Raw genomic sequence first — 21,512 nt, forward strand, 5'->3', positions numbered from 1 at the left:
GACCATGGCTAACGCGCATGCATTGTCTCTTTGAGATATTCGGCGAGCCGAAGGGAAAGTGCGCATAATGTCAACGTCGGATTTGCCGCTGCTCCTGTCGGAAAAACTGCGCTACTGGCAACCAAAAGGTTCTTGTGGGAATGTGCCATGCAATTCGCGTCTACGATCGACGTCTTTGGATCGTTTCCCATGACAGTAGTGCCCATGATATGGCTGCCACCGGCATCCGACGCAGTTCTATCGTCTTGCAAATGAATGCCGCACTCCATTTGGTCGCAGCGTAACGCGCGAAAGATCTCTCCATGAAGGCGTGCTGCGGCCGCGATCCCATCGCGGCTGTATTTGTCGAGCCGGAAATGAATTTCCGGACGAGGCAAGCCAAGGCCGTCTTTCTCCGAGGAGAGCGTAATCCGATTGGACGGATTTGGAAGTATTTCAACAACGCTTTGCAGTGCAAATTGTCGAATTCCTATGCGGTGGACCGCATTGAACAAATCCTCACCGATAAGACCCTGCTGGTCGATCAACCCAACTAACGTCCCTCCGACCGCAGCGGACGATAAAGCTCCTTCACCATACGGGGCGCCATTAACGTTGCGCCAGCCGTCATTGCGCAGCGCGGTCCGAAATGCTGCTCGATCTTTCCGAAATGGTCCGTCACGCAGAATTTCAATCCCCGAAGTAGATTGTGGCCCTCTGTAAGGAAAAATCGGATCAGGAACGAGAGCCCAGGAGTGCTTCTCAGCGTGATCCATAAGATTACATCCGACCAGACCACTTTCATTCGCCAGTCCAGCGGCAGATTGATGATTGGACTGCATCAGCAACTTCGGCGTCTCTATCCCGTTCGCAGCCAATACGAACACGCGGGCTTGGAGGCTTCCGGTCGAGCCGTCGCTGTCCTCGAACCAAGCGGTAGTTATCCGGCCGTCGCTGGACGCGTCCAGTTTCGAGACGACCGCACCCACAAGCAGTTCCGCTCCATTCAATAATGCGCGTCGTAAATGCACTAAAGGATCGTATTTTGCGCCTACTGGGCAAAGTGGCACGCAGGACGAATACCCTTCACAAAGTGGCCGGCCGTTATACCCGTCGATTGAGTTACGGGCTTGAGGAGTAGGCACAATACGGATTTCCTGAGAAGCAAATTGCAGGCCCTTGATCCGAGCAATTGCGTATTGATCAGCGTAGCTTTGCGGTATAGCTGGCATGGGGAAGGGCTTGCTTCTCGATGAATTCAAGGAGACGTCGGCTTCCGGGCTGCCGGCCACTCCAGTTGCTTCTTCAGCCAAGCAGTACCATGGCTCCAAGTCCGCATAAGAGATTGGCCAGTCTCGCCCACGGCCATATGTCGTCTGCATCCGAAAGTCGTTCGGACACATACGCAACGCTGTCCCTAACCAGGCAAGGCCTGTTCCACCAGCAAGGCGCAGATACTGGCCTTCGAAACGGTCGGCTCCAGTAGCCTCTTGGACGTAATATTCGGATTTGTATTCCCTATCTTGTGGGGCAAGGAGGTCCGCATATGGGGCGAAGATTTCGGCTTCATCTGAGTTGGCAAATATCTCGCGTCGCCTTTGCCTGGCGTGCCTGTCGTCCTCGATTGGCAAGCCAGCTTCGATCAGCACAACATCCATGCCCGCTTCAGCCAATGAACTTGCGATCAGGGAGCCTGCGAATCCAGATCCGATTATCGCGACGTCGCGGAGGTCAGTGCTCATCCCAGTCGCTCGTTCCGCTGGTCCGTCCGAGCCCGGTGTCGCGGTCTATCAGCCCAATCGCCAAACTCACCCTCACCCCGGGTCATAGGGGAATGAACGCCAAGCGCCTTCCAAACGAGCGCGTCCTCATGCTGCCTCCAACCGCAACGTTTCCAGTGTCCGTTGACGCGAACCGATCCCAAATAAAGAAGATAGAGGATCTGCTTGAGCGTTTCCTCAAAGTCTCCGTTGCTGCGAAGTGCTTGGCAACGATACGCAACATCGCCCGGAGCGCATTCTGCCCGTAGCATACTGTATGCGCTGAGCAATTGATCAATATCGCCCACGGCAGCTCTTTCCGCTCTTAATGTGGACAGATTGATGGCGAGCAGCTGAGTGTCAAAGTCATCGAACGCGGTGAGGTCGCAGACTAGCAAGCTGAACAGGGCGATCTCCGATTCCGATGGCGACGTGGTTTCGCTCATGTGGCAGTTCTCCTATCGAGTCTCTTGAGATCGGGAGTTTCGCGGAGACATGCGCGGAAGGCATCGAGGAAATCGTCGACGTGAAGTTTTGTCATTGACGTCGAGATACCCCCCCAGAAAGGGGCCGCTACATAAATGCCGCGTTCAAGCATCCCGGCGTGCAGTCGTCGCAGAGCCTCGCTTTCCGCGACATCATGGTGGGCTTCGCGATACGACAATGGCCGGTGCTGCTTTGCATGGAATCGAAACAGCGATCCGGCCCCTTGCGCCGTGATAGCCACGCCCGCCTGGGAAGCAAACTCCTCCGCTTGTTGACGGAGGTAGTTACCAAGTTCGTTGATCCGGTCAATTTCGTCCACCGTCAGCGCGGCAAGTGCAGCGCGACCGGCGGCCATCGTGAGTGGGTTCGCTGAAAACGTTCCACCTTGAGGTACTGGCGCACTATCGTGGGGAGCGAAGGCTTCCATGGTCGCGGAGGTCCCGCCTACCACCCCGATGGGTAATCCGCCGCCTACCAGCTTGCCCAATGTTACGAGATCAGGGTGGAAACCTCTCGCTGCAGAAGCACCGTGGTAGTGAACTCGAAAGGACACAACCTCGTCGCTAATCAACAAAATCCCATGCCTTCTCGCAGTGTCCTGTAGCATGGTCAAGTAGTCGGGGTTGAGCGGGATCATGCCCGCGGCGCAGGGAAGCACATCGACAACAATGCAGGCGAGGTCGGAACCATGCTGCTCGATAATGGTCTTCGATCGTGCGGTGTCGTCGAGTGGCAAAACGACGACTTCCTCGCATACATGCGGGGGCGTGTTGCGATACGGTGGATTTGATTTCGGGTAGTCACCTCCCCAATTGTTAGGGCTGCTGCGCGCGCTCACCTCAGCCCAATCGTAAGTACCATGAAAAGCTCCCTCGAGCTTTGCTAGCCGAGTGCGGCCGGTCATGGCTCTGGCCGCCTTTATCGCGAACATTAATGCTTCAGTCCCACTGTTCAAAAAGCGAACACGCTCGATGGCGGGAATGCGCTCGCAAATCGCCTGTGCGAGATCGATGTCAGCTACCGTCGGATTGCCAAAACAAGTGCCGCGCTCCAGTTGAGAAGCAATAGCTGCGATGGTTGCCGGGTGCCGATGTCCGTGGATCAAGGTCGAAAAATTGTTGTGAAAATCAACATAGCTGTTCCCGTCGGCATCTTGTATGCGTGCGCCTTCTCCCGCATGCGCGTAGATGGACAGATCTTCGTTTCTCTTACCGATAGGGACTGGTGCTATCGAAACTCTGGTGACGCCGGCCGGATATAGCCCCCGAGCGCGCTCGGTGAGTGCCCGAGACTGGCTGAACCGACTATATGGCTCTTCGTGACCCCTACGGACTTGCACAAGCCGATATGTCGCTGTCCGAGTCTGCCGCGATCCCTGAACGAGTATAGATGCTTCAAGCCGGTTTTCGCGTACAATCTGTGAAAGAATGTCATCGCGGGCGTAAACTCCGAAGCCCATGATTATCCGGCCATCGTTCGTAAGCCACTCCGGCCCCTCTGATAAGAATCTCCGTAGTAAAGCGTATCCAGCGTCGATTATCCCACGTTCAAGATCGTTTTCATATTCATAGTCGTCTGGGGCGAACTGGCTGGGAAAATTCCAGAAAATGATATCGAACCGTCGCTTGGGCCGCACATTAGAGAAAACGTCGCTTTCGAAAGCTTCAAGGTTAGAGATGTTGTTTCGGGCGGCATTTTCAATCGTGTTGGCGACTGCGCGGGCGTTTATATCAACGGACGTCACAGATCTGGCCCCCGCTCTCGCGAGGTGCAGGCCAGGCAGACCAAACCCGCACCCGATTTCTAGGACGTCTAGTCCATGAACCGGGGGGAAATTCTCAGTCGCCCATCGCCAGCCAACGAACTCTTCTGGAGGAAACACCCCTTCCTGCACAACCAAATCTAATCCGAACTCGGTCATGTGGAATGGAAAACTGCGGTTTTGGCTTGAGGCCAAGATCTCTCTTATTTCTTCTACGTTCGTCATGTGGGATTTCCCGATAGGCAGGTTCATCAGTTTCGTTTCATGGTAGGCGCTCTCAATTCCAACGCGGCGAGCTGAGATCTGAAGCATGCGATGTCGAGTTCGGTCTCCATGGAAGCTTTGCTGCGGAGCAGGCAAAGAAGATCCTCTCGGTGTTTGGCGAGGCGGCCGTGTTTGTACATCTCGATTTTGCGTGCCACGACGGCCGCATAGTTGGCGCGTACACCGATGGTCGGATCAAAAATAAGAGGCTTCGGTCTCTCAGGCTCTATAACCCAGTCGATTTTTACTGTTCCTAGCGCATGGACAAAGGTTCTTTCGAGTTCACTAAAGGAAACGTTTGACTCAGTTGCCACGAACCCCAATCGTGTCAGTACATTGGTGTCTTGCTCGATTGCATGTTCAAATGCGTCCTGTTGAAGGTGATGGATATCAATGTCGTTTGGGATTCGCTCTAGGAGATGAGCGATGACGCTGCTGCCCGCGAGCCAACTCTCTTCTGATCGATTAGGCGCCATCGCCGTGAGCGCGGTGCACAATACGCCCGACATCATGCTCCCTCAGCAGTCAGCAATGCCGGCGAGTCATTGATGAGTGAGTTCCAGTAAGGCATCGCAAAAAGGCCCGCCTCGAGCAGAAGGCGGTCCCAGGCTGAAAGCCCGCCTACCCTGTTGAGGAGGTATTCCAGGCTGGCAAAGTCACCCGCGAGAAATCCTTGGACTGTCTCCAGCATTCCGCAGCTAACGGCCAGCGCTTCTGCCTGCTCGAATGCAGCGCGTGCGTTCGCAACCGCATCGTCGCCACTGTTGGAGATGTCGGATTGAGGTGCTTGGGTATTCCCCAAGCTTGTAAGCAGCACGCGGAACGATGAGTGTGAAATCCGGCCGGAATTGAGCGCCCGCCAACCTGTGTCGCCTGTCCCCGTGGAGTGAGCACGAAGAATTCTGAGTTCCTCGTCCATCAAGCTCTCACTGTCGCTCACGTGGACAAGATTCGTGACTGGATTATCGCAGTAAAAGCGACTGCGAATGGTTCCTTTGGCCGCTTGGGCAGGCTGGGTCTTGCCCTTCAGATTTTGAAGGCTCAATAAAGCGCTATCCCCGATCCATAGTGTTGCACAGACCGGCCGCATGTCGAACAGGTCCAGCACGAGCGGCCAGTGTTTCCCGCCCGTTGATCCCGTGAGGGAATAGAACGCTTCAATGGAAGTGCGACTGTGGACGGCAAAGAATCGTCTACCAACCTCCAGCCTTCCTTCACGGGCAATAAAACGATCAAGTTCGCCGGTCAGGCCGGATCTTGCGACCTCGGGTCCATACACGGTTAGGCCCACCGGCGCCATTTACGCTGCCCTCCCAGTCTGAACCGGCTGTTCGCGTTGTGAGAGATTTGCCTGATAAGCGTACCGGTTACTTCGCGTCCTTCGAGCCAATCACCCAGTCGCTGCGGAAATGCGCCATTCAGCACGGCACCCGAAAGACCTCGTTCTGCCATAAAGTGAGCTGCACATGCGTCGATCGACGTGTGACCGAGGCGCGCCAACTCATCAGAAGCAATTTCGGATATCAACGCTGCCGGTTCATCTGTTCTGCCGTTCCGGTAGACGCCGTCCACGTCTGTCAGAATCGCCAGTTTGTCGGTATTTGTCAGCCATGCAACCCAAGCGGCGATCGCATCGGAAGTTATATCCCAGCTCCACTCAACCGGATCGAGGGCAAAAAGGATCCGGGAAGGTAGCAAAACGGGAATCTTACCTTTCTTGATAAGCAACCGGCACTCGCCTAAGGTCGAGCATGCAGCTAGGTTCGAAGAGAATGCGGGATCGGCAATCATGTATCCCGTCTGGTCCTGTGCGAGCGCACATGCATGATGTGCGGCAAACTCCGCGAGAGGATGTACCGCGTTTACCGCCTCGATAGCCTTGTCCGGAATACCGCCTCCGGGAACAATCAGGATTCTGTGACCGGAACTACGGATTTGCTCAAGTCCAGCGAGAACCGTTCTGCAGGTCTCCAGATTGCGCATGAGACTTCCGCCGAACTTCACCACTGCGGAGATGCCATAAGGCGGAAACCCTTTCAAAGCCGTTTGCATCTTTCCCTCGCCCTCAATCTCCTATGCGGCTGTCGCAACCTCACGCACCCTTCCGAGAATTTTGGGAAGGGCACTCCAGATTTTGTGAAAGGCGTCGGCATAGAGTTTCATAATCTCGGCATCGTTCGGTGGAGCGATCTCCGAAACGTAGAACATTGTGTCCAAAAGCCTCATGGTGTTCGGAAAATCGGCCGCATTCCATCTTCCGCGCATTGCGGGTAAGTATTCAAATACCGGTCGCGTGAGCCAAACCCAAACCGGCACGCCTTCAGCCTGAAGCAGCTTAATAATGAAATCTCTACCAGCAGGACCCTGGGGAAATCCCAAAATTTCTAGTTCGATCCGCAGAGGAAAGTTAAGCATCGATTGGCTATGATCCGCGGGATCGAATAGAGGCGACAGTCCAGGAAGATCCCTGATCATCTGCCATAGAATCGTCGCATTATTTCTTCGCTTCTTCAGTTGCTTGTCTAAGCCCTTGATGCGCGAGCTTGCTATCGCAGCGGAGAAAACGTTTGGCCGATAGTTATAGCCCTGGGAGTAAGCAGAAAATATTCGTGCACCATTCCGAGACGAACTTGTCAATGAAACATGGTCGACATGCTCGATGAGGTTGGGGTCCTTCGTGAGAACGAAACCTAGTTCTCCCGCTCCGAGATGTTTGGCGCCATTTCCCGACAACGCGAGGGCGTCGCTGTCCAGATACATACCATTCACGATATTCTTGACAGCACCGATTGACTGGCAAACGTCATCGATGATCGCGATCCCTCGGCTCCGGGCTGCAGCCCGCGTTCTTGGGGCGAGGATATTGTTGCCAAATAAGTGTGTAACAAGAACCGCCGCCACATCAGGTTCCATCGTGTTGGCTGCTGCATCTTCATCGATACCGGCAAGCGTTAAATCAACATCGACGAATCTCGGCTGCAGGCCGCTGATTGAGATCGGGCCAACCGCTCCTGGCCAGTTGAGCGCCGCAGTGACGACCTGGTTTCCTCGATCTTTGAAGTAATCGAGTTCAACGTGGATTGCCGCAGTTCCGCTGCCTACCGCCCGTGTCGTCCAATTTCCTGCCCAGTTCGTGAGGCACCGCTCGAGATCAGTAACAACCGGATGATTGACCCGATGGTACCTGCCGCTATCCACAACTACGCCAAGTGCCTTCAGGTGCTTCCTTTTGGCGGCCGGCCACGGCGTAATCCGTCCTGGAGCGACGACAGGGTTTCCGCCGAAAAGTGCGACAGATGCTTCAGCTCGATCCTGAGCTCTCGGGGTAGCATTCAAGTCAAACTTGACATGCCTGTTCATTTAGGCCCTCCATTAGAGCACAAACCGCGGGCCGACATAGCTCTCGGCATTGTGGGCTAACACGAAGAAACCGCAAAAGGCGTGCCAAAGGGCGTAGAAATTGCGTCAAAAAAATTCTGCAAGTTATGCAATGGCTTCAATGAAAGTGGCAGGACGCAAAGCGGCACCGCGCGCAGTGTCGCGGATTTCACAAACCGATAGGAGGTGTCGGATGTCGGACGGTTTCTGTTGGATGGCGTGTGAACTGGTGTGTTATGCGAGATCTCGTTCGCGCCTGATCTGCCCGTCGTCGCGACATTGCGTGCGTAATCCAGTGATGCCAACGATGATTTCGATCTGAAGCCTTACGCCAACCGTGTTCGGTTGTTGATCGGCTTCACGCCGGAATCCGCAGAGATATCTCTACATACCAATGACATCCATAATTCAGCTTACGATAAGCCCGCGCAAGAGTCGCTACTCCGATCACTCTCGCCGGACTGCCGGTCTCTGCTCTGCTCGATTTGCATGTTGACCTGCTCCACGAGTGTCGCTTTGCACTTAGCCGAACCGCCTTGGCGGGTCCGATCGATGGTCATGCGGGAACGTCTGAGCGGGGGCATCAATGCAGAACCGGATTCGTACCAAAATTATGGGCGTTTGCGTCGGGCCGCAGTGTGAGTAGACAGTGTTGAGGGAACACTGCCTGACTTTCATTGCTTTCCGGGGCTGCCTTGATTATGAAACGGAACTTCGCCCACTGCTTTCATTCAATCAGGAGCATTCCGTGACGGAAGAAGCCGAGAACAATACTGATGCCCTAATCGAGCTCACCGCTGACATCGTATCGGCCTATGTCTCAAAAAATCCAGTCCCCCTGGGCGAGCTTCCGGCCCTGATCGGGCAGGTGCATGCCGCGCTGAAGGGCATAGTCGGCGGCTCCCCAGAGAAGCCTGAAGCCCTCAAGCCTGCAGTTCCCGTCAAGAAGTCGGTCACGCCCGACTCCATCATCAGCCTGGAGGACGGAAAAAAGTTCAAGTCTCTGAAGCGGCATCTCTCCACCCACTATGGTCTGACGCCCGACGAATACCGCGCTAAGTGGGGCCTGCCGGCAGACTATCCGATGGTCGCCCCGAATTATGCCGCCGCGCGCTCGGCTTTGGCCAAGACTATTGGCCTCGGTAGAAAGCCTAACGAACCCGAACAGCCTGCACCTGCAAAAAGGACCGGCAAAAAGGCCGCGGCCTGATTGTCCGCAGTCGTTTTGAAACGCCGAGTTTGAAAAGGCGGAGGAAACCCCGCCTTTTCGATGCAAACAGTTTACCCGGACTCCTCGCAGGCGCAGCGCAGATCCGCTCAATGGGGCGCGCCACCTGCAAAAGGTACTTGTAGTCGTTCGTCGTCATCCATCGGGCGCGCCGCTTGGTTCTGAGGACATGCCATCGCAAGCAAAACGCCCGGAATTTCAGCAAAGTGAGTTTAAAATGACGCATTACGTACTTACAGTCTCATGTAAATCGGCTCGCGGTATCGTTGCGGCGATTGCGACTTTCCTGGCCGGCCAAGGCTGTAACATTGTCGATAGTTCGCAGTTTGAAGATCTCGACACAGGCAAGTTTTTCATGCGCGTCTCCTTCATCTCCGAGGAGGGAGTCGGCCAGGCCGACCTGGTGGAAGGCCTAAGGCCGATCGCGGAGAAGTTCCAGATGGATGCTGAGATCCACGATGCCACCAAGCGCATGAAGGTGCTGCTGATGGTCTCGCGCTTCGGCCATTGCCTCAACGACCTCCTCTACCGCTGGAAGATCGGCGCCCTGCCGATCGACATCGTTGGCGTCGTTTCCAACCATTTTGAATACCAAAAGGTTGTGGTCAACCACGACATTCCCTTCCACCACATCAATGTGACTAAGGGGAACAAGCCGCAGGCCGAAGCCCAGATCCTCGACATCGTCGAGCAGACGCGCACCGAACTGATCGTGCTTGCCCGCTACATGCAGGTCCTCTCCGATGCCATGTGCAAGAACATGTCGGGCCGCATCATCAACATCCACCACTCGTTCCTGCCCTCCTTCAAGGGCGCCAACCCGTACAAGCAAGCCTATGAGCGAGGCGTCAAGTTGATCGGGGCAACGGCACACTACGTCACCGCTGATCTCGACGAAGGCCCGATCATCGAGCAGGATACCGCCCGCATCACCCATGCACAGAGCGCCGAGGACTATGTCTCGATCGGCCGTGACGTCGAAAGCCAGGTTCTGGCTCGCGCCATCCACGCCCATATCCATCACCGCGTCTTCCTGAACGGCAACCGAACCGTCGTCTTCCCGGCAAGCCCGGGAAGCTACGCTTCTGAGCGCATGGGCTGAGCGATGACGCATATCATCGACGGCAGACAGGTGGCGGCATCCGTTATTGAAGCGGTGAAGCAAGCGGCTTCTGATCTCCAGCGAACAAAGGGGATAAAAGCGGGGCTTGCGGTGGTGATTTTTGGCGACGATCCGGCCAGCCACATCTATGTCGGCGCCAAGGGCCGCGTGGCCAAGGAATGCGGTTCAACTCCATCCAGCACACGCTGCCGGCGCAAACAACGCAAGGCGAGCTCACAGGCCTGGTGGCCGCTCTGAACAGGATGCTTCCATCCACGGCATCCTCGTGCAGCTGCCGCTGCCGAAGCATCTAGATGCGGATGCGATCATCCAGTCGATCCGGCCGGAAAAGGATGTCGATGGCCTGCATGTGGTCAATGCCGGCAAGCTCGCCATCGGTGACCTGGCGACCGGCCTGATCTCGTGCACACCGGCCGGCGCCATGCTGCTGGTGCGCTCCATCCATGGCGAGGATCTGTCGGGCCTGATGGCGGTCGTTATCGGCCGCTCCAACTTGTTCGGCAAGCCGATAACGCAATTGCTGCTTAATGCCAATGCCACGGTGATGACGGCGCATTCGCGCACGAAGGATTTGGCGTCCGTGGCGCGTGGCGCCGACATTCTGGTGGCTGCGGTGGGCCGGCCGGAGATGGTGAAGGAGGACTGGGTTAAGCCCGGTGCGACTGTGATCGATGTCGGCATCAACCGGATCGATGCGCCGGAACGGGGCGAGGGCAAGACCCGGCTCGTGGGCGACGTCGCCTATGCGGAAGCCTCTGATGTCGCCGGTGCGATCACGCCGGTTCGGGGCGGTGTCGGGCCGATGACCATCGCCATGTTGATGGCAAACACAATCACAGCAGCGTACCGAATGAGCGGTCTTACATCGCCTTCGTTCTAAAAAATGTCAGCGGCGAATCGGCCACTCACTCTGCTGTTTGACACTCACTGGTCCGACGTCAGGATCTCATCCGGTTCATATCGAGACTGTGGAGTTTAGACGCGGCTGAAGCCAAAACTGCACATAATGTCGATGTTCAGCTCGTAGAGCGCGCGGTGATGGACCCGATTAGCCTTGGTTGCTGGCTTATAACGGGCTGCGCCCGATACGCCAGTGATATGGTGGTGGCGTGCCATTGACTGCGTAGTCTCCAACGATGCGATCCTTGTATCGAGGGACGTGGATTATAGTCGAACCTCGCCTGCCGTTTGCGCATCATGTGAACCAACTCGATGCCGGAAAGGACGGCATCGGCACTCGCCATCGACTTGAAGCCGAGCATTGACCGAGTGCGGCGCTTGATGCGCCGATGGTCCTGATCCGATTGTTGAGGTACTTGCTCTTGCGGATGCGGATCGGCTTCAGCGCTGGTCGCGATCGATTCCGCAGACGGTGTTCGGCGTCGCAGGAAATGATCGCCTCATGATTGGTCGGACTGCCGTCGATGACGATGTGATCCGGTCTGCCGTGGCGCTCCAGGGCCTTCCGCAAGAAGCGCTTGGCTGCCGGCAGGTCGCGGTGTTCGCTGAAGAAGAACTCGACCGTGTCGCCCGACGCCGTCGACGGCACCATAGAGATACATCCATTGGCCGCGTACCTTGATGTATATCTCGTCCATGTGCCACTTGCCGGTGACGGCGTGCTTGCGCCCGTTGAAGCGCTCCAGAAGCTGGGGCGAGAAGTGAACGACCCAGCGGTGCACAGTCGAATGGTCGACGTTCAGGCCGCGTTCGGCCATCATCTCTTCCAGATCGCGCAGGCTGAGATTGTAGGCCAGATACCAGCGCACGCACAGCAAGATCACTGATCGGTCGAAATGACGGCCTTCAACATAGCAAGCGCGCTCCCCGAAAAAGAGAGGCCTTCGTGCCAGATAGGGGTTGCCATTCCGTTTGCGACAGAACCGCAACGCGAGATCACCCCAATGAAACCCTAAGCACGACCGGCACGTGTCCCAAGGCCTAACGCGTGGTCTCGATCATAAACCGGTGGAACATATACTTGGAGCTTCGCAAAAGCGTCGTCGGCGTTGACTGCGATGACAGGATCGCCGGGCCATGATTCCATCCATTAAGCGGGCGGCAGCCAGAAGGCTAGCATGCGCTTGGTCTCGCCCGTGTTGCGGCGGCGCTGCCATTTCGGATTGCGCGACAGATATTGGAATGGGTCCCGGTCTTCTCGCTCAGCCTCCTCAAGATAGGCGCGCCAGCGATAGTGGCTGTAGGTCTGCATGGCGTTGATCGCATAGTGCATCGCGATCTCGCGATGACCCCGGATGACGATAAAGTTCTCGTCGTTTTTGGTGCTCGCGGCCTTTGATAAATTGTGGGAGCCCGTGACCACGATCGGATCATCGCCGAACGGATCGATCACGATCATCTTCGAATGGGTGATGGCATGGCCAATGTGGGTGCGGAACTGTGATGCCGTGCCCTCGACCGCCCACTGTCCGACCGTTTTGCCGATCCCCGAGGTCTGCGCGGCGTCGAGGAAAAATTCCTCCGGGTCCTGCTTCAGCAGCTTGAAGTCCTCGGCGCCGGTGCTGGTGAACTGTGTCGCCACACCGCGCACATAGAGATTTTTTTCCTTCTGCATCTTGAGGAGCGTTCGCACCGGCTCATTGCCGGGCTGGAACATGACGAAGAACACGCCCTGCTTGGCGCTCTTGACGAGTTCGACCAGTTCCTTGTTGTCGATCTCGCCGCTCAGCTTGGAAAACCAGCTATCGACCGTTGCATCGCCAAGCGGGATGCCGCGTTTCGGCTGGTTGTTCGAGTCCAGCAGGTCATCGGAGACGACGTCGCCGCTTTCAGCCAGCAGCTTGAACTGCGCTTCGTACCGCTCCGCCAGGTCCTTGTTCACAAGCATAATGCCGTTGTTGAGCTGGGTGCAAAGACCGGTCGGCGTCCAGTTGGTGCTCCCCGTCCAGACTGCTTCCGGCGAGAACTCCTCGTCCTCGTTCCGGCCGACAACGACGAATTTATTGTGCGCCAAAGCCTTGGGGGCAAGGAACCGGTCATGCACAACACAACCGGCGTCTTTCAGCCGGCTTCGTGCTCCCGCGTTCTCGTCTTCACCCTCTTCGTCGACGCTGCCATTGGCCAACACGACATGAGCGCGTTCCCCAACAGCGACGAGAGCGTCGATCAGTTCCTCGTCGCTCAGTTCGTAGAGTGCGGCATGAAGCTCGAGGCTGGGAGACTCCGCAACCTCGCCCATTATCCCCAGCATGGCCTCCCGCAGCGTTCCACCAAGGAAGGCTCGGACTTCCCGGTCGACCTGCTGACTGACAACCACCGCCGTCGCTTTCAGCTCCGCGAGGGTGATCCCCTTGCGCTTCATGTAGCGCGCCATGAATTGGGAAAGAACATAGCCACGATTGAAATGGACGCTGACGCCATCGCCGCAACCAGCGCTCAAGGTCAGAGCTTCCGACCAATCGCTCGACAGCCCATCTTTCAGTTTGCCATCGTCACCAAGGACCCTGGCGACCACGCGATAGGCGATCACATCCCCGAGATCCGCAGCATGATCGGTCCAATCATAGCGTTGGAACGGCCAGATTTGCGATGAGCGAGAGGTGAGACGCTCGCCTTGATCATCGACCTCGGTGTCATCCTCGAAGCCGACGCGGTTCGACAGATATTTGGGCTCCGCATCGCCTCGACGACATTCGATCGCAAATCCCAGGCAGCCTGGAATGTCATTCTCATGGCGCCACACAAGATGCACGTCGTCGGCATTCGAGAATACTTTGAGAATGATCCCGGACATTCACACTCCCCCTAAGCTGTTTCGTTATAGCGGCAACGTACCACGCTCTTTCTGCTTGTTCGCGAGTATCAGTGCAACCTCTGACAGTATAGTGACAAAACCGGTGGAAATCCCCACCTCTTGCATTTGGTTCTGCGGCCGAACGAGATCCATGGGATCTCCTCGGCGGGGACGTCATCTTTAGCCACCGGGTCGCTTAAATCGAGGGTCGACGGCAGCGAGCCACGTAGGAATTCGAGGTCGGGCGCTCGCGATCTCTTCGAAGACCGCGCTGGGAAGACGCTGACGCAGAGTGAATATCGCGCCAAATGGGGTCTGCTGGCGGACTATCGCATGGTCGCACCGAATTACGCCGCAGCGCGCTCGGCATTGGCCAAGACGTGGGCTCGGCCGCAAACCGAAAGAGCCGGAAATGCCGGCGCCGACGAAGCGGACCCGCAAGAAGGTCGAAGCTGATTTCGTCTGCCGGAGATTCGTTCTGGAGCGTGCAAGTGCCAATGGCATAATCTGCGCGGAGTATGAAAGGGGGGCAGCCTCTTTCCTTTCAAACAGCCTGCGGTCGCGCACAGGGTGCGTTTAGTGGTTGCGGTTGCGCCGCCATGTTTTCAATTCGCGCACAGGCTGCGTTCCTGCAAACGCCGCTTCATAACGCAACGCAAAGGGTTTCGTAGGATGGGTACTCGAAATTTCATCGCAGCAGCCTCCCTCGCCATGATGGTGACCGTCTCGTCACCCTCCGAGGCCCGCACGCCCTTCACCAACGACACCGCCTCCCGCACCCAGGCCCTGGCCCTGCTGGAAATGCTCAACGCCGACCTGCTCAGCCACCCCAGCGCCACGCTCACGCTGGAACGGTGGTGTAGTGACCACGGGCTGGCGCCGGAGGCGAGGATCGTCGCCGATCGCGTAAAGGGCGACGACAAATTGCTGCCGGACAATACCCGCCAGGCGTTGGGCATCAGCGCTGACGAACCCGTGCACTATCGCCGCGTGCAGCTCGCCTGTGGCGAACTCGTGCTCTCCGAGGCCGATAACTGGTACGTCCCGTCGCGCCTTACACCCCAGATGAACCAGGTGCTCGACACCACCGACCAGCCCTTCGGGAAGGTGGTCCAGCTGCTGCACTTCCGCCGCCAGACCATTAGCGCCGAGCTGCTGTGGTCGCCGCTGCCCAAAGGGTGGGAGATGGACGCGCCGCTGCCGGCGGCGGGGAAGGGGGCGCTGGCCATTCCCCACGAGGTGCTGCGGCACCGGGCCATCCTCTATACCGGGGTGAACCAGCCCTTCAGCCTAGTGGTGGAGACTTACACAGCCGAGGTCCTGGCCTTCGGCCGCCGCTGAAGGGTCCCGAATTTTCGCGCTCCCGAACTGCCAGTGGATCTGAAGCCCGGAGCGGCCCTATCGCTGTAAAGCTTGTCTATTCCATAACCTCGAGGCCTTTCTGGGCTGCATGCGCGCAAACCGGCGCGCTTTAGCCGCGCTGGCGCACGAAACTGCACGCTCAAGCGAAGCGTTCAAACGCCTTCATTTTGGACAGCGACATTCCGTACGCCATACCTGGATGGACTTTCATTCGCCACTACAATCGGCTCACGGCAGCGGACAAGGAAGTAGGCCGGCACCTTCTCGCCTTGCATCATGGAGAGCTTCCTCCAAGCATAGTGCTTTCGATCGAGCGAACGACCGAGACAGCTCGTACCCGTGCCCAACTATTAACAGTCTTCTCTCGCTCTCCAAGGTGACATCAATGATGAAGCTGCCAGGCGATGAAGACGTGCGATTATTCTGTGCTCCCCAAAGCACAAGGTTAATACGTTGCACCCTCTGCAGGACCCGATCTCGGGCTGACGTTCCACACTGCCATTTATGCGACTTTCGAAGCACAAATCATGAACAGTGTTGCGCAGTAGCTCCTATTCCCACTTTCCATTTAGTCAGCTTTACTTCCAATGAGCGGACGCTGGAGCCATGTTCCGCAATGAGCGCATTGGGCGGAAACCGGACTGGCACCTTCTGGAAAGCGATATCTAGTAAGTAGACTTAAGATGACGCGGCAAACTTCGGCAAATTAAAAAGAAACCTTTTGCCCGGCCGTTTGATAAGGTCGGTTCATGTGCTCAAGACTTCAGTCCCCGCCCAAGCCTGGACCGCAGGAACAATCAACACTGAAATCCCGCCGCCTCAGTCGTTTCCTTTGTAAAGCGCCGTGTTGAACCTATGCGACGCCCATGCCATCCCCCCCGCCGACACCAACGTCGATAGGGACAGCATCTGGTAGGCCACAGCGATGTTTTCCCCGCAGCCCGTCATCCCGCAGTTGGCCTCGATCGCCTCGTACAGCGTGGACAGCGCTCCCTGCAGGAGCCACAGGGTAAAGAAGAACACGCAGGTTGGGATGACCTTCGCCCAATTGATGTGTCCCACTGTGCCACTCCTACCAAGGTCAGTGCTGCGAGCTGCGAACCCTGAAATATCTACTCGTCTACTTACAGCATGAGCCCAGAAAGTATTCCAGAGTCACCGCCACCAACCTCACGAATACTGTTCTGGTACATTTCGATCACAACATTTCTAAGCTCGTCTACGTTGTTCGTGGCGATGGCCTGCTGACCTCGATCCGCTAAGCGATCGTGCAGTTTCTTGTCGATGGCGTTAAACCGGGAATCTACCAAGCCGTCGAACTGAGCCATCCAGAACCCAGGCTGTTTGAGCATGAAGCCGTTCAACAGCGCGCTGGCCTCCTCCAGCGCATGCCGGCTCTCTTGCAGATCTCCGCGCCTCAACGCGTCGCGAGCCGATGCTAACTGTCGGGTGATGTTGGTGTTCGTCTCTGGTTCGACTTCCTTGGCGAAATACCGAGCATAGTGGTTCTCGAAATCGTCCAGCTCGATCTGCTGAACAGCCGAGACGTTCACAGGATCATGCTTGAGACGATGGATCTCTTGGCGCAGGAACCGAGCTTCTTGCGTCACCATGCGTTTGGTGTCTGCATTGTGCGATAGGGCCACTGTGGTCTCCTGGGCCTCTAGTTTGCTGCGGAGCTTCTGGGATTGAGCGCCGATACGGCTGCCCAACGCACGCTCCAAATACTCTAGATCCTTTCGTGCATCGTCGATCCCGCCGCGCGCCAGTTGTGTCCCCTCCTCGCCATCGAAATTCGATGCCGAACTCGTTGGAACGTACATATTCTCAAGGCTGTGATAGAGCCCGGCATCCGGGATCTCGAAGTGGCAATGGAGCAGGCTGTTCGCGTCGATGCTCCAGTGGACGTTCACACGATCACCTTTACGGATGATCTGACCAGGGATCAGGCTATCCCCCTTCAGTTCGAAGGACCCGACTGCCAGGTTCAGAGTCGGATCATCGACATCGTCAGCTTGCTCGAACAGTTCGAACGCGAGCGATGCTTTCTCTCCTGCCCGCAAATCCCTGGACGCGCGGAAGGATTCCATCCCACGCGCAGGCGTCGGAGCGCCTTTCTTGGCGATGATGTGCAGTTTGTTGTGCTCGGCACCGATGCCCCCCTTAACAATCTTGATCGCCAGATTATGCATGAGCGGCATGCCATCTGCCGTGGCGGCGAGGCGAGTAACCTTGAGGACGACACTTGCGTCGGTGTCCAGCGCGCCATTCGCGCCGAATGCCGAGACCTTCACCTCGTTCGAGCCTACACGTGGCAACGGAACGCCCTTTACGTCGACCATCGACGACAGGGGCAGTTTTCCTGCTGTCCACCCATTCGCAGCATCGATTTGGACGTACACATTCGCCGGGACCGGATCGATCGGCGTACGAACCTTCAGGTTGATGGTGGGGGAGGCCGTATTGTCGATGTATTCGAAGCGCAGTTGCAGGCTAGATGATGATGTCGTGGCGGCGCGACCGGTCCGCGATGTCGTGGCTCCATCGGCGGCCCAATTTCTGCCAGAGGCGAAAATGGCAGCACCGGTGGCGACAGCGGTCATGGGGTCGACGTTGGTATCCAATGCGATCCCAAGCTCGAACGCTACGCGCTCCCGAACGCAGGGCATTCTGCTTGGCCCACCGATCAGGACGACCTTATCCATATCGATGGGCGAATAGCCATTATTGGACAACAGTGTGCGGCATTCCGCGATGGAGCGTTCCACGTTTTCCGCGATCAGGTTCTCAAGCACTCCACGGGTCACCTCGACGTCAAGATAGATGTCTGTGCCGTCCTCGTCCTTGGTACCAATCTGGTTCTCATCGGCGGAGACGTGATCTACCTGCTGCGAGGACAACGCGATCTTGCACAGCTCAGCACGGTACGACGCGATCCGGATCAGACGGGAATATCGTGCGTCGGTCTGGAAGTTCTCGGGGAGATTGAAGGTCTCCAGCAACCACGGGCGCACCAGATTGTTCACGATGGCCCGGTCGAAATCGTCGCCACCCAGCATGTTCACACCAGCATGCGCGACAATGGTGATGTTGCCCGAAATGCTCTGCACGATTGCGGCGTCAAACGTGCCGCCACCCAGATCATAGACCAGGAACTGCGCTGACCCGCCGCCGATGCCGGTATTGGCAGCCATCGCTGCCGCAATCGGCTCCTGCAATAGCGATATCTTTGTCAAGCCCCGCCATCTTTGCGGCCCGCATGGTGGCCTCCGACTGCATCTGGTTGAATGCCGCCGGGATGGTAACCACTGCACCCTCGATCTCCATTTCCGGAAGATCGCGACGGGCCTGTCCGACCAAGCTCTTGATGACCTCAGCACTGGCTTCCTCGGGCGTAAGCACGCGCTCGGTGCCAGGAAAGTCGACCGTGCTGCCCGTGCCCATCAAGCGCTTAAATTTCTGCTGAACGCTCTGTGGGGAGAACGCACACTGGTCGTAGGCCTTGCGCCCCACAAAGAGGCCACCGCGCCGGTCGATCGTGATAGCGCTTGGCATGACGTCCATGCCTTCTACGGTCTTGAACAACCGCAGGGTTTCGCCATCGGTGCCGACAATTGCGGAGTTGGATGTGCCGAGATCGATGCCAAGATACATGATGTGCTCCTAAACCTTTTCGGCACGTAGAAAGACGCGGCCGGTCTTGACCGCGGTGGTTCCAACGATAATTGCGGGTTCCAACGTCTGTTCGATCACTGCATCAGCGCGCCGCCACGACTCCTTGCTCACAGCCATTGCGATGCTCCGAAGGCTTCATTCGGAGGGACGGCGTGCACCGCCCGAGCGTGTTCCGACCACCCATCTCAGTCCAACCGATCGGAAACTGATCTTTGGGCAGCAGAAGCCTGATCGCCGGCTCTATGAGATCGCCACGCTCGCCGCATTGCGCGAGCGCCTTTGCTCGGCGTCTCGGCCAGGCAAGTCCAGCGGCTAATGAAGACGTTTCAATCTGAAGGCGCGCCGGCTCTTCGCCACAAGGCGCGTGGCCGTCCCTCCAAGAACCGCATTCTTGATGGCCCTGTGCCGCAAGGAGGTCCGCACGCTGACGCAGGCTCTGACGCTGCGTTACGATAAGGTGATGTTCATTCTCCACCCGACCGAATTGGCGAAGAAGCTTGCCTGCAAGAAGGTGGTCGTCTGCGACTATGCTGATGGCCGTCTCGAGATCATGCATGAGGGTGTCGCCCTGCCCTACAGAGCCTTCGATGAGCTGCGCTCGGTTCACCGTTCGGCGATCGTCGAGAACAAGCGGCTGGACGCCGCCCTGGAGATGGTTGCCGAGATGCAGGTCGGCCGCGAGTCGCGCGCTCTCGTTGTGGCCGTCCCCACCGCCATGCGACATTCTACTTTGCTGGCGCCGCGACATTCGAACTTTGGTTGCAACATCGCGCACAAAGCATGACATCGCCAGATGCCGGGCCGGTCCGAATTCGTTACGTTGAGGTAAGCACCACGCCGCCAACCGGACGATTGCGAGCGGGCTAGCGATGGAGGCGCGGTGGCCAGCTCTCGATCAGGCTGGTCGGGGCCTTGGTTGCCCATCTCAATGACATCGGATCGTACTTGCCCCTGTCGCGCGCGAAATACGCCCCTCCCGTCATCGAGACGAAACGAGATCCTCTTTCACCTTCCTGCAGAAATGACGCCCGCCTGGAGCGCCATCACCAAGCGAATTGCGTTGCCCGCGAGGTCGAACAGCCCGAGCTTGATCACGAGCCCGTCGTGAAGCTTCTCCTGCCAACCGGCGCGCGACTTGGCTCTTGACCGAGTTCGACCGCGAACCCGGAGTCGCCGTCGGTGTTTGCGACCTTGGCATGGGATGGCCGGAGCTCGGCTATGTAGCCCGGTCGGACCTCGACAGCTTGCCCGGGCCGTTCGGCAGGCCATGTCCTCGCTTACCTGCTCGGCAACGAGCCCCGGTCAATTCCGGCAGTTCAGTCAACTTTTCGACGACGCTCAGTCATCGGATCCTTTCGGCAAGGTTGCCACGTCTGTTCGACCTAAAAGCTGGTGCAGGGTGAGCAGCGGCGAGCGCATCGCCTTGGCATAGGCGTAGTGGAAGCGACCGAAATTGCTGAGGCGCCGCTTTCCTATGCCGTGCTGTTCGGCGACGGCGACCGCGTAGGACAGGACGCGTCGGGGCGAACCGGGCTCGCGGAGCCGAATCTTTCGTGCTTCGAGCCATTCGACGACAACCGCCTCAGCCGCTTTGTAGGCGCAATTCAACTGATCCGGCCGTGAAAGGACGATGATGGCTTCCCAGGGAGCAAGTGTCGATGTGAGCGGCGATGCCGCATCGAGCAGCGCCGCTTCATAGGCGTCGGCCGTGTCCTCCCCGCCATTATCGAGACGATCGCACATGCATCGACGAACATTATTCGTCACCACCTGTGAGGTCATGGTCGAGCTCGTGATAGGCCTGCGGTGGAACCGGCTTTCGACCTGGCTGAAAAGACAGGCCGTGCTTAGCCAGAATCTTTTGCGCTGGCTCATACTTCACGGCGGCTTGTTCGTGCCGTTAGGTTCGCGGCTACGCAGCGCGGCCACCATGTTGGCGCGATGGACGATACGATCCCGTTCCTGCTGCGCCAGCCCTTCCGCGATCAACATTGGCGGCGAAACCCCTGAGCCACGCGACCCAAGCCCGGTATCGCGCAACGAACGGCTTCGGGAAGACGGGCAGAGGCTGCGTGCCGCACGCGCCCTCATGGTCTTGGCGCTTCGCGACCGCGCGGGCGGGCCACGCTGTTCTGGCGCCGCGAGGCGCGTGATGCGTGTCCACAACCTGACAGCGGCACACAAAATGCCAGGTTCAAAACAAACATTGGCGAAATGTCAGGTTCTTACAACCCGCCATCTGGGCACTGTGGAGGTTTTTCAAAGCATATCCATGCGCTTACTGCGCGCTGAGCGCGCTGGCACGGGCTTTGCACATAGAAGTGCGACACTGAATCAGGGTGACTGCACGCGGACCGGCAAGACGAGCATGATCTCTTCCGTTGAACCCGTGTGCCCGTCTTTGAGAGGACGGACTGAAACAGCACCTTCTAACGGATTTGCTGCAGGCCCTGGCGAGCTACAAGGGTCCAGCCCAGCCTCGCCCGTCATTCGAAAACACGTGCCCGACCAAGGAGAAGACGGATCGACACCTTCCTGGCGCGGCCGAGCATGTTGATGCCGACATTCTCGAGCTTGATGCCGAGGTCTTGGGAGATCACCTGGCCGCCGGTCACGATGCCGGCGGGCCGACGTGCGTTGTCCCACCGGGTGATGCGGGCAAGGGCGAGACGGAAAAATGGGCTCGACTTCCCGGTTGTCAACCTTTCCTTTTTCCCTCGTTCTCAGAAGTAATCTTGAGG

17 protein-coding genes and 6 pseudogenes are annotated in these 21,512 nt (G+C 57.5%); 9 read left to right on the plus strand and 14 right to left on the minus strand.

From position 1 onward, the window contains the following. Nucleotides 1-8: 8 nt before the first annotated feature. Genes AC0NIE_RS34365 through AC0NIE_RS34395 form a run of 7 tightly spaced genes read right to left on the minus strand, consistent with a single transcriptional unit; the run spans nt 9 to nt 7,611 of the window. The gene (locus AC0NIE_RS34365; protein ID WP_473488828.1) at nt 9-1,721 is read right to left on the minus strand and encodes a GMC family oxidoreductase; all 1,713 of its coding nucleotides are present in this window, start codon (nt 1,719-1,721) and stop codon (nt 9-11) included. After that, nucleotides 1,718-2,185: a hypothetical protein gene (locus tag AC0NIE_RS34370; protein WP_473488829.1), complete on the minus strand. Its 468-nt coding sequence runs from the start codon at nt 2,183-2,185 to the stop codon at nt 1,718-1,720. The genes AC0NIE_RS34365 and AC0NIE_RS34370 overlap by 4 nt, the downstream gene beginning before the upstream one ends. After that, a complete protein-coding gene (locus tag AC0NIE_RS34375) occupies nt 2,182-4,212 on the minus strand; it encodes an aminotransferase class III-fold pyridoxal phosphate-dependent enzyme (RefSeq protein WP_473488830.1) in 2,031 nt (676 codons plus the stop codon). The genes AC0NIE_RS34370 and AC0NIE_RS34375 overlap by 4 nt, the downstream gene beginning before the upstream one ends. Nucleotides 4,213-4,238: 26 nt before the next feature. Continuing rightward, nucleotides 4,239-4,763 (minus strand): alkaline phosphatase family protein, encoded by a 525-nt coding sequence (locus tag AC0NIE_RS34380; protein ID WP_287335743.1) that lies wholly within the window; start codon nt 4,761-4,763, stop codon nt 4,239-4,241. After that, nucleotides 4,760-5,551: a nucleoside-diphosphate kinase gene (locus AC0NIE_RS34385; RefSeq protein WP_473488831.1), complete on the minus strand. Its 792-nt coding sequence runs from the start codon at nt 5,549-5,551 to the stop codon at nt 4,760-4,762. The genes AC0NIE_RS34380 and AC0NIE_RS34385 overlap by 4 nt, the downstream gene beginning before the upstream one ends. After that, complete coding sequence (locus tag AC0NIE_RS34390; protein ID WP_473488832.1) at nt 5,533-6,303, minus strand: amino acid kinase family protein; 771 nt, start codon at nt 6,301-6,303, stop codon at nt 5,533-5,535. The genes AC0NIE_RS34385 and AC0NIE_RS34390 overlap by 19 nt, the downstream gene beginning before the upstream one ends. A gap of 21 nt (nt 6,304-6,324) precedes the next feature. Further along, complete coding sequence (locus tag AC0NIE_RS34395) at nt 6,325-7,611, minus strand: DegT/DnrJ/EryC1/StrS family aminotransferase (RefSeq protein WP_473488833.1); 1,287 nt, start codon at nt 7,609-7,611, stop codon at nt 6,325-6,327. Nucleotides 7,612-8,377: 766 nt separating this feature from the next. Here AC0NIE_RS34395 and AC0NIE_RS34400 point away from each other — a divergent pair. The 3 genes and pseudogenes from AC0NIE_RS34400 (at nt 8,378) to folD (ending at nt 10,860) form a co-directional block, all read left to right on the plus strand. Next, nucleotides 8,378-8,839 (plus strand): Ros/MucR family transcriptional regulator, encoded by a 462-nt coding sequence (locus AC0NIE_RS34400; RefSeq protein ID WP_473488834.1) that lies wholly within the window; start codon nt 8,378-8,380, stop codon nt 8,837-8,839. A gap of 235 nt (nt 8,840-9,074) precedes the next feature. Further along, nucleotides 9,075-9,959 (plus strand): formyltetrahydrofolate deformylase, encoded by an 885-nt coding sequence (gene purU / locus AC0NIE_RS34405; protein ID WP_473488835.1) that lies wholly within the window; start codon nt 9,075-9,077, stop codon nt 9,957-9,959. A 3-nt stretch (nt 9,960-9,962) separates the two neighbouring features. Beyond that, a pseudogene (gene folD, locus AC0NIE_RS34410) lies at nt 9,963-10,860 on the plus strand (bifunctional methylenetetrahydrofolate dehydrogenase/methenyltetrahydrofolate cyclohydrolase FolD). Nucleotides 10,861-11,128: 268 nt separating this feature from the next. Here folD and AC0NIE_RS34415 read toward each other — a convergent pair. Both AC0NIE_RS34415 and AC0NIE_RS34420 read right to left on the minus strand, forming a co-directional pair. Then, a pseudogene (locus AC0NIE_RS34415) lies at nt 11,129-11,833 on the minus strand (IS6 family transposase); the annotation flags it as partial. Between the two features lie 197 nt (nt 11,834-12,030). Continuing rightward, a complete protein-coding gene (locus tag AC0NIE_RS34420; RefSeq protein ID WP_473488836.1) occupies nt 12,031-13,734 on the minus strand; it encodes a phospholipase D-like domain-containing protein in 1,704 nt (567 codons plus the stop codon). Nucleotides 13,735-14,016: 282 nt separating this feature from the next. Between AC0NIE_RS34420 and AC0NIE_RS34425 the strand changes: the two are divergent. Together AC0NIE_RS34425 and AC0NIE_RS34430 are read left to right on the plus strand one after the other, a co-directional pair. Beyond that, nucleotides 14,017-14,188: pseudogene (locus AC0NIE_RS34425) on the plus strand (MucR family transcriptional regulator); the annotation flags it as partial. 257 nt (nt 14,189-14,445) lie between these two features. Further along, nucleotides 14,446-15,075 (plus strand): hypothetical protein, encoded by a 630-nt coding sequence (locus AC0NIE_RS34430; RefSeq protein ID WP_473488838.1) that lies wholly within the window; start codon nt 14,446-14,448, stop codon nt 15,073-15,075. A gap of 840 nt (nt 15,076-15,915) precedes the next feature. Here AC0NIE_RS34430 and AC0NIE_RS34435 read toward each other — a convergent pair. From AC0NIE_RS34435 to AC0NIE_RS34445, 3 genes are all read right to left on the minus strand, one after another. After that, entirely contained in the window at nt 15,916-16,158 is a 243-nt protein-coding gene (locus AC0NIE_RS34435) for a hypothetical protein (RefSeq protein ID WP_473488839.1), read from the minus strand. A 62-nt stretch (nt 16,159-16,220) separates the two neighbouring features. Then, nucleotides 16,221-18,290 (minus strand): Hsp70 family protein, encoded by a 2,070-nt coding sequence (locus AC0NIE_RS34440; RefSeq protein WP_473488840.1) that lies wholly within the window; start codon nt 18,288-18,290, stop codon nt 16,221-16,223. Next, entirely contained in the window at nt 18,238-18,750 is a 513-nt protein-coding gene (locus AC0NIE_RS34445) for an Hsp70 family protein (protein ID WP_473488841.1), read from the minus strand. The genes AC0NIE_RS34440 and AC0NIE_RS34445 overlap by 53 nt, the downstream gene beginning before the upstream one ends. A gap of 103 nt (nt 18,751-18,853) precedes the next feature. Between AC0NIE_RS34445 and AC0NIE_RS34450 the strand changes: the two are divergent. The 4 genes and pseudogenes from AC0NIE_RS34450 to AC0NIE_RS34465 all read left to right on the plus strand — a co-directional run. Beyond that, a pseudogene (locus AC0NIE_RS34450) lies at nt 18,854-19,060 on the plus strand (hypothetical protein); the annotation flags it as partial. Between the two features lie 26 nt (nt 19,061-19,086). After that, complete coding sequence (locus tag AC0NIE_RS34455; protein ID WP_473482450.1) at nt 19,087-19,227, plus strand: hypothetical protein; 141 nt, start codon at nt 19,087-19,089, stop codon at nt 19,225-19,227. Further along, a pseudogene (locus AC0NIE_RS34460) lies at nt 19,169-19,459 on the plus strand (ISNCY family transposase); the annotation flags it as partial. The gene AC0NIE_RS34455 and the pseudogene AC0NIE_RS34460, both read left to right, overlap by 59 nt. A gap of 451 nt (nt 19,460-19,910) precedes the next feature. Further along, a pseudogene (locus AC0NIE_RS34465) lies at nt 19,911-20,174 on the plus strand (DUF2958 domain-containing protein); the annotation flags it as partial. On the opposite strand, the gene AC0NIE_RS34470 reads toward AC0NIE_RS34465, so the two are convergent. Both AC0NIE_RS34470 and AC0NIE_RS34475 read right to left on the minus strand, forming a co-directional pair. Next, on the minus strand, nt 20,110-20,553 hold the full coding sequence (locus tag AC0NIE_RS34470; RefSeq protein ID WP_473488842.1) for a type II toxin-antitoxin system VapC family toxin: 444 nt from the start codon (nt 20,551-20,553) through the stop codon (nt 20,110-20,112). The pseudogene AC0NIE_RS34465 and the gene AC0NIE_RS34470 overlap by 65 nt on opposite strands. Before the next feature lie 704 nt (nt 20,554-21,257). After that, a complete protein-coding gene (locus tag AC0NIE_RS34475; protein ID WP_473482482.1) occupies nt 21,258-21,473 on the minus strand; it encodes a hypothetical protein in 216 nt (71 codons plus the stop codon). Nucleotides 21,474-21,512 lie beyond the last annotated feature (39 nt).

The sequence above is a fragment of the Mesorhizobium sp. WSM4842 genome (assembly GCF_055901575.1).

Excerpts from the sequence above, each read along its gene's own strand:
- AC0NIE_RS34365 (WP_473488828.1), bottom strand. The coding sequence starts at position 1,721 with ATGAGCACTGACCTCCGCGACGTCGCGATAATCGGATCTGGATTCGCA.
- AC0NIE_RS34370 (WP_473488829.1), bottom strand. The coding sequence starts at position 2,185 with ATGAGCGAAACCACGTCGCCATCGGAATCGGAGATCGCCCTGTTCAGC.
- AC0NIE_RS34375 (WP_473488830.1), bottom strand. The coding sequence starts at position 4,212 with ATGACGAACGTAGAAGAAATAAGAGAGATCTTGGCCTCAAGCCAAAAC.
- AC0NIE_RS34380 (WP_287335743.1), bottom strand. The coding sequence starts at position 4,763 with ATGATGTCGGGCGTATTGTGCACCGCGCTCACGGCGATGGCGCCTAAT.
- AC0NIE_RS34385 (WP_473488831.1), bottom strand. The coding sequence starts at position 5,551 with ATGGCGCCGGTGGGCCTAACCGTGTATGGACCCGAGGTCGCAAGATCC.
- AC0NIE_RS34390 (WP_473488832.1), bottom strand. The coding sequence starts at position 6,303 with ATGCAAACGGCTTTGAAAGGGTTTCCGCCTTATGGCATCTCCGCAGTG.
- AC0NIE_RS34395 (WP_473488833.1), bottom strand. The coding sequence starts at position 7,611 with ATGAACAGGCATGTCAAGTTTGACTTGAATGCTACCCCGAGAGCTCAG.
- purU (WP_473488835.1), top strand. The coding sequence starts at position 9,075 with ATGACGCATTACGTACTTACAGTCTCATGTAAATCGGCTCGCGGTATC.
- AC0NIE_RS34420 (WP_473488836.1), bottom strand. The coding sequence starts at position 13,734 with ATGTCCGGGATCATTCTCAAAGTATTCTCGAATGCCGACGACGTGCAT.
- AC0NIE_RS34430 (WP_473488838.1), top strand. The coding sequence starts at position 14,446 with ATGATGGTGACCGTCTCGTCACCCTCCGAGGCCCGCACGCCCTTCACC.
- AC0NIE_RS34440 (WP_473488840.1), bottom strand. The coding sequence starts at position 18,290 with ATGGCTGCCAATACCGGCATCGGCGGCGGGTCAGCGCAGTTCCTGGTC.
- AC0NIE_RS34445 (WP_473488841.1), bottom strand. The coding sequence starts at position 18,750 with ATGTATCTTGGCATCGATCTCGGCACATCCAACTCCGCAATTGTCGGC.
- AC0NIE_RS34455 (WP_473482450.1), top strand. The coding sequence starts at position 19,087 with ATGAAGACGTTTCAATCTGAAGGCGCGCCGGCTCTTCGCCACAAGGCG.
- AC0NIE_RS34470 (WP_473488842.1), bottom strand. The coding sequence starts at position 20,553 with ATGACCTCACAGGTGGTGACGAATAATGTTCGTCGATGCATGTGCGAT.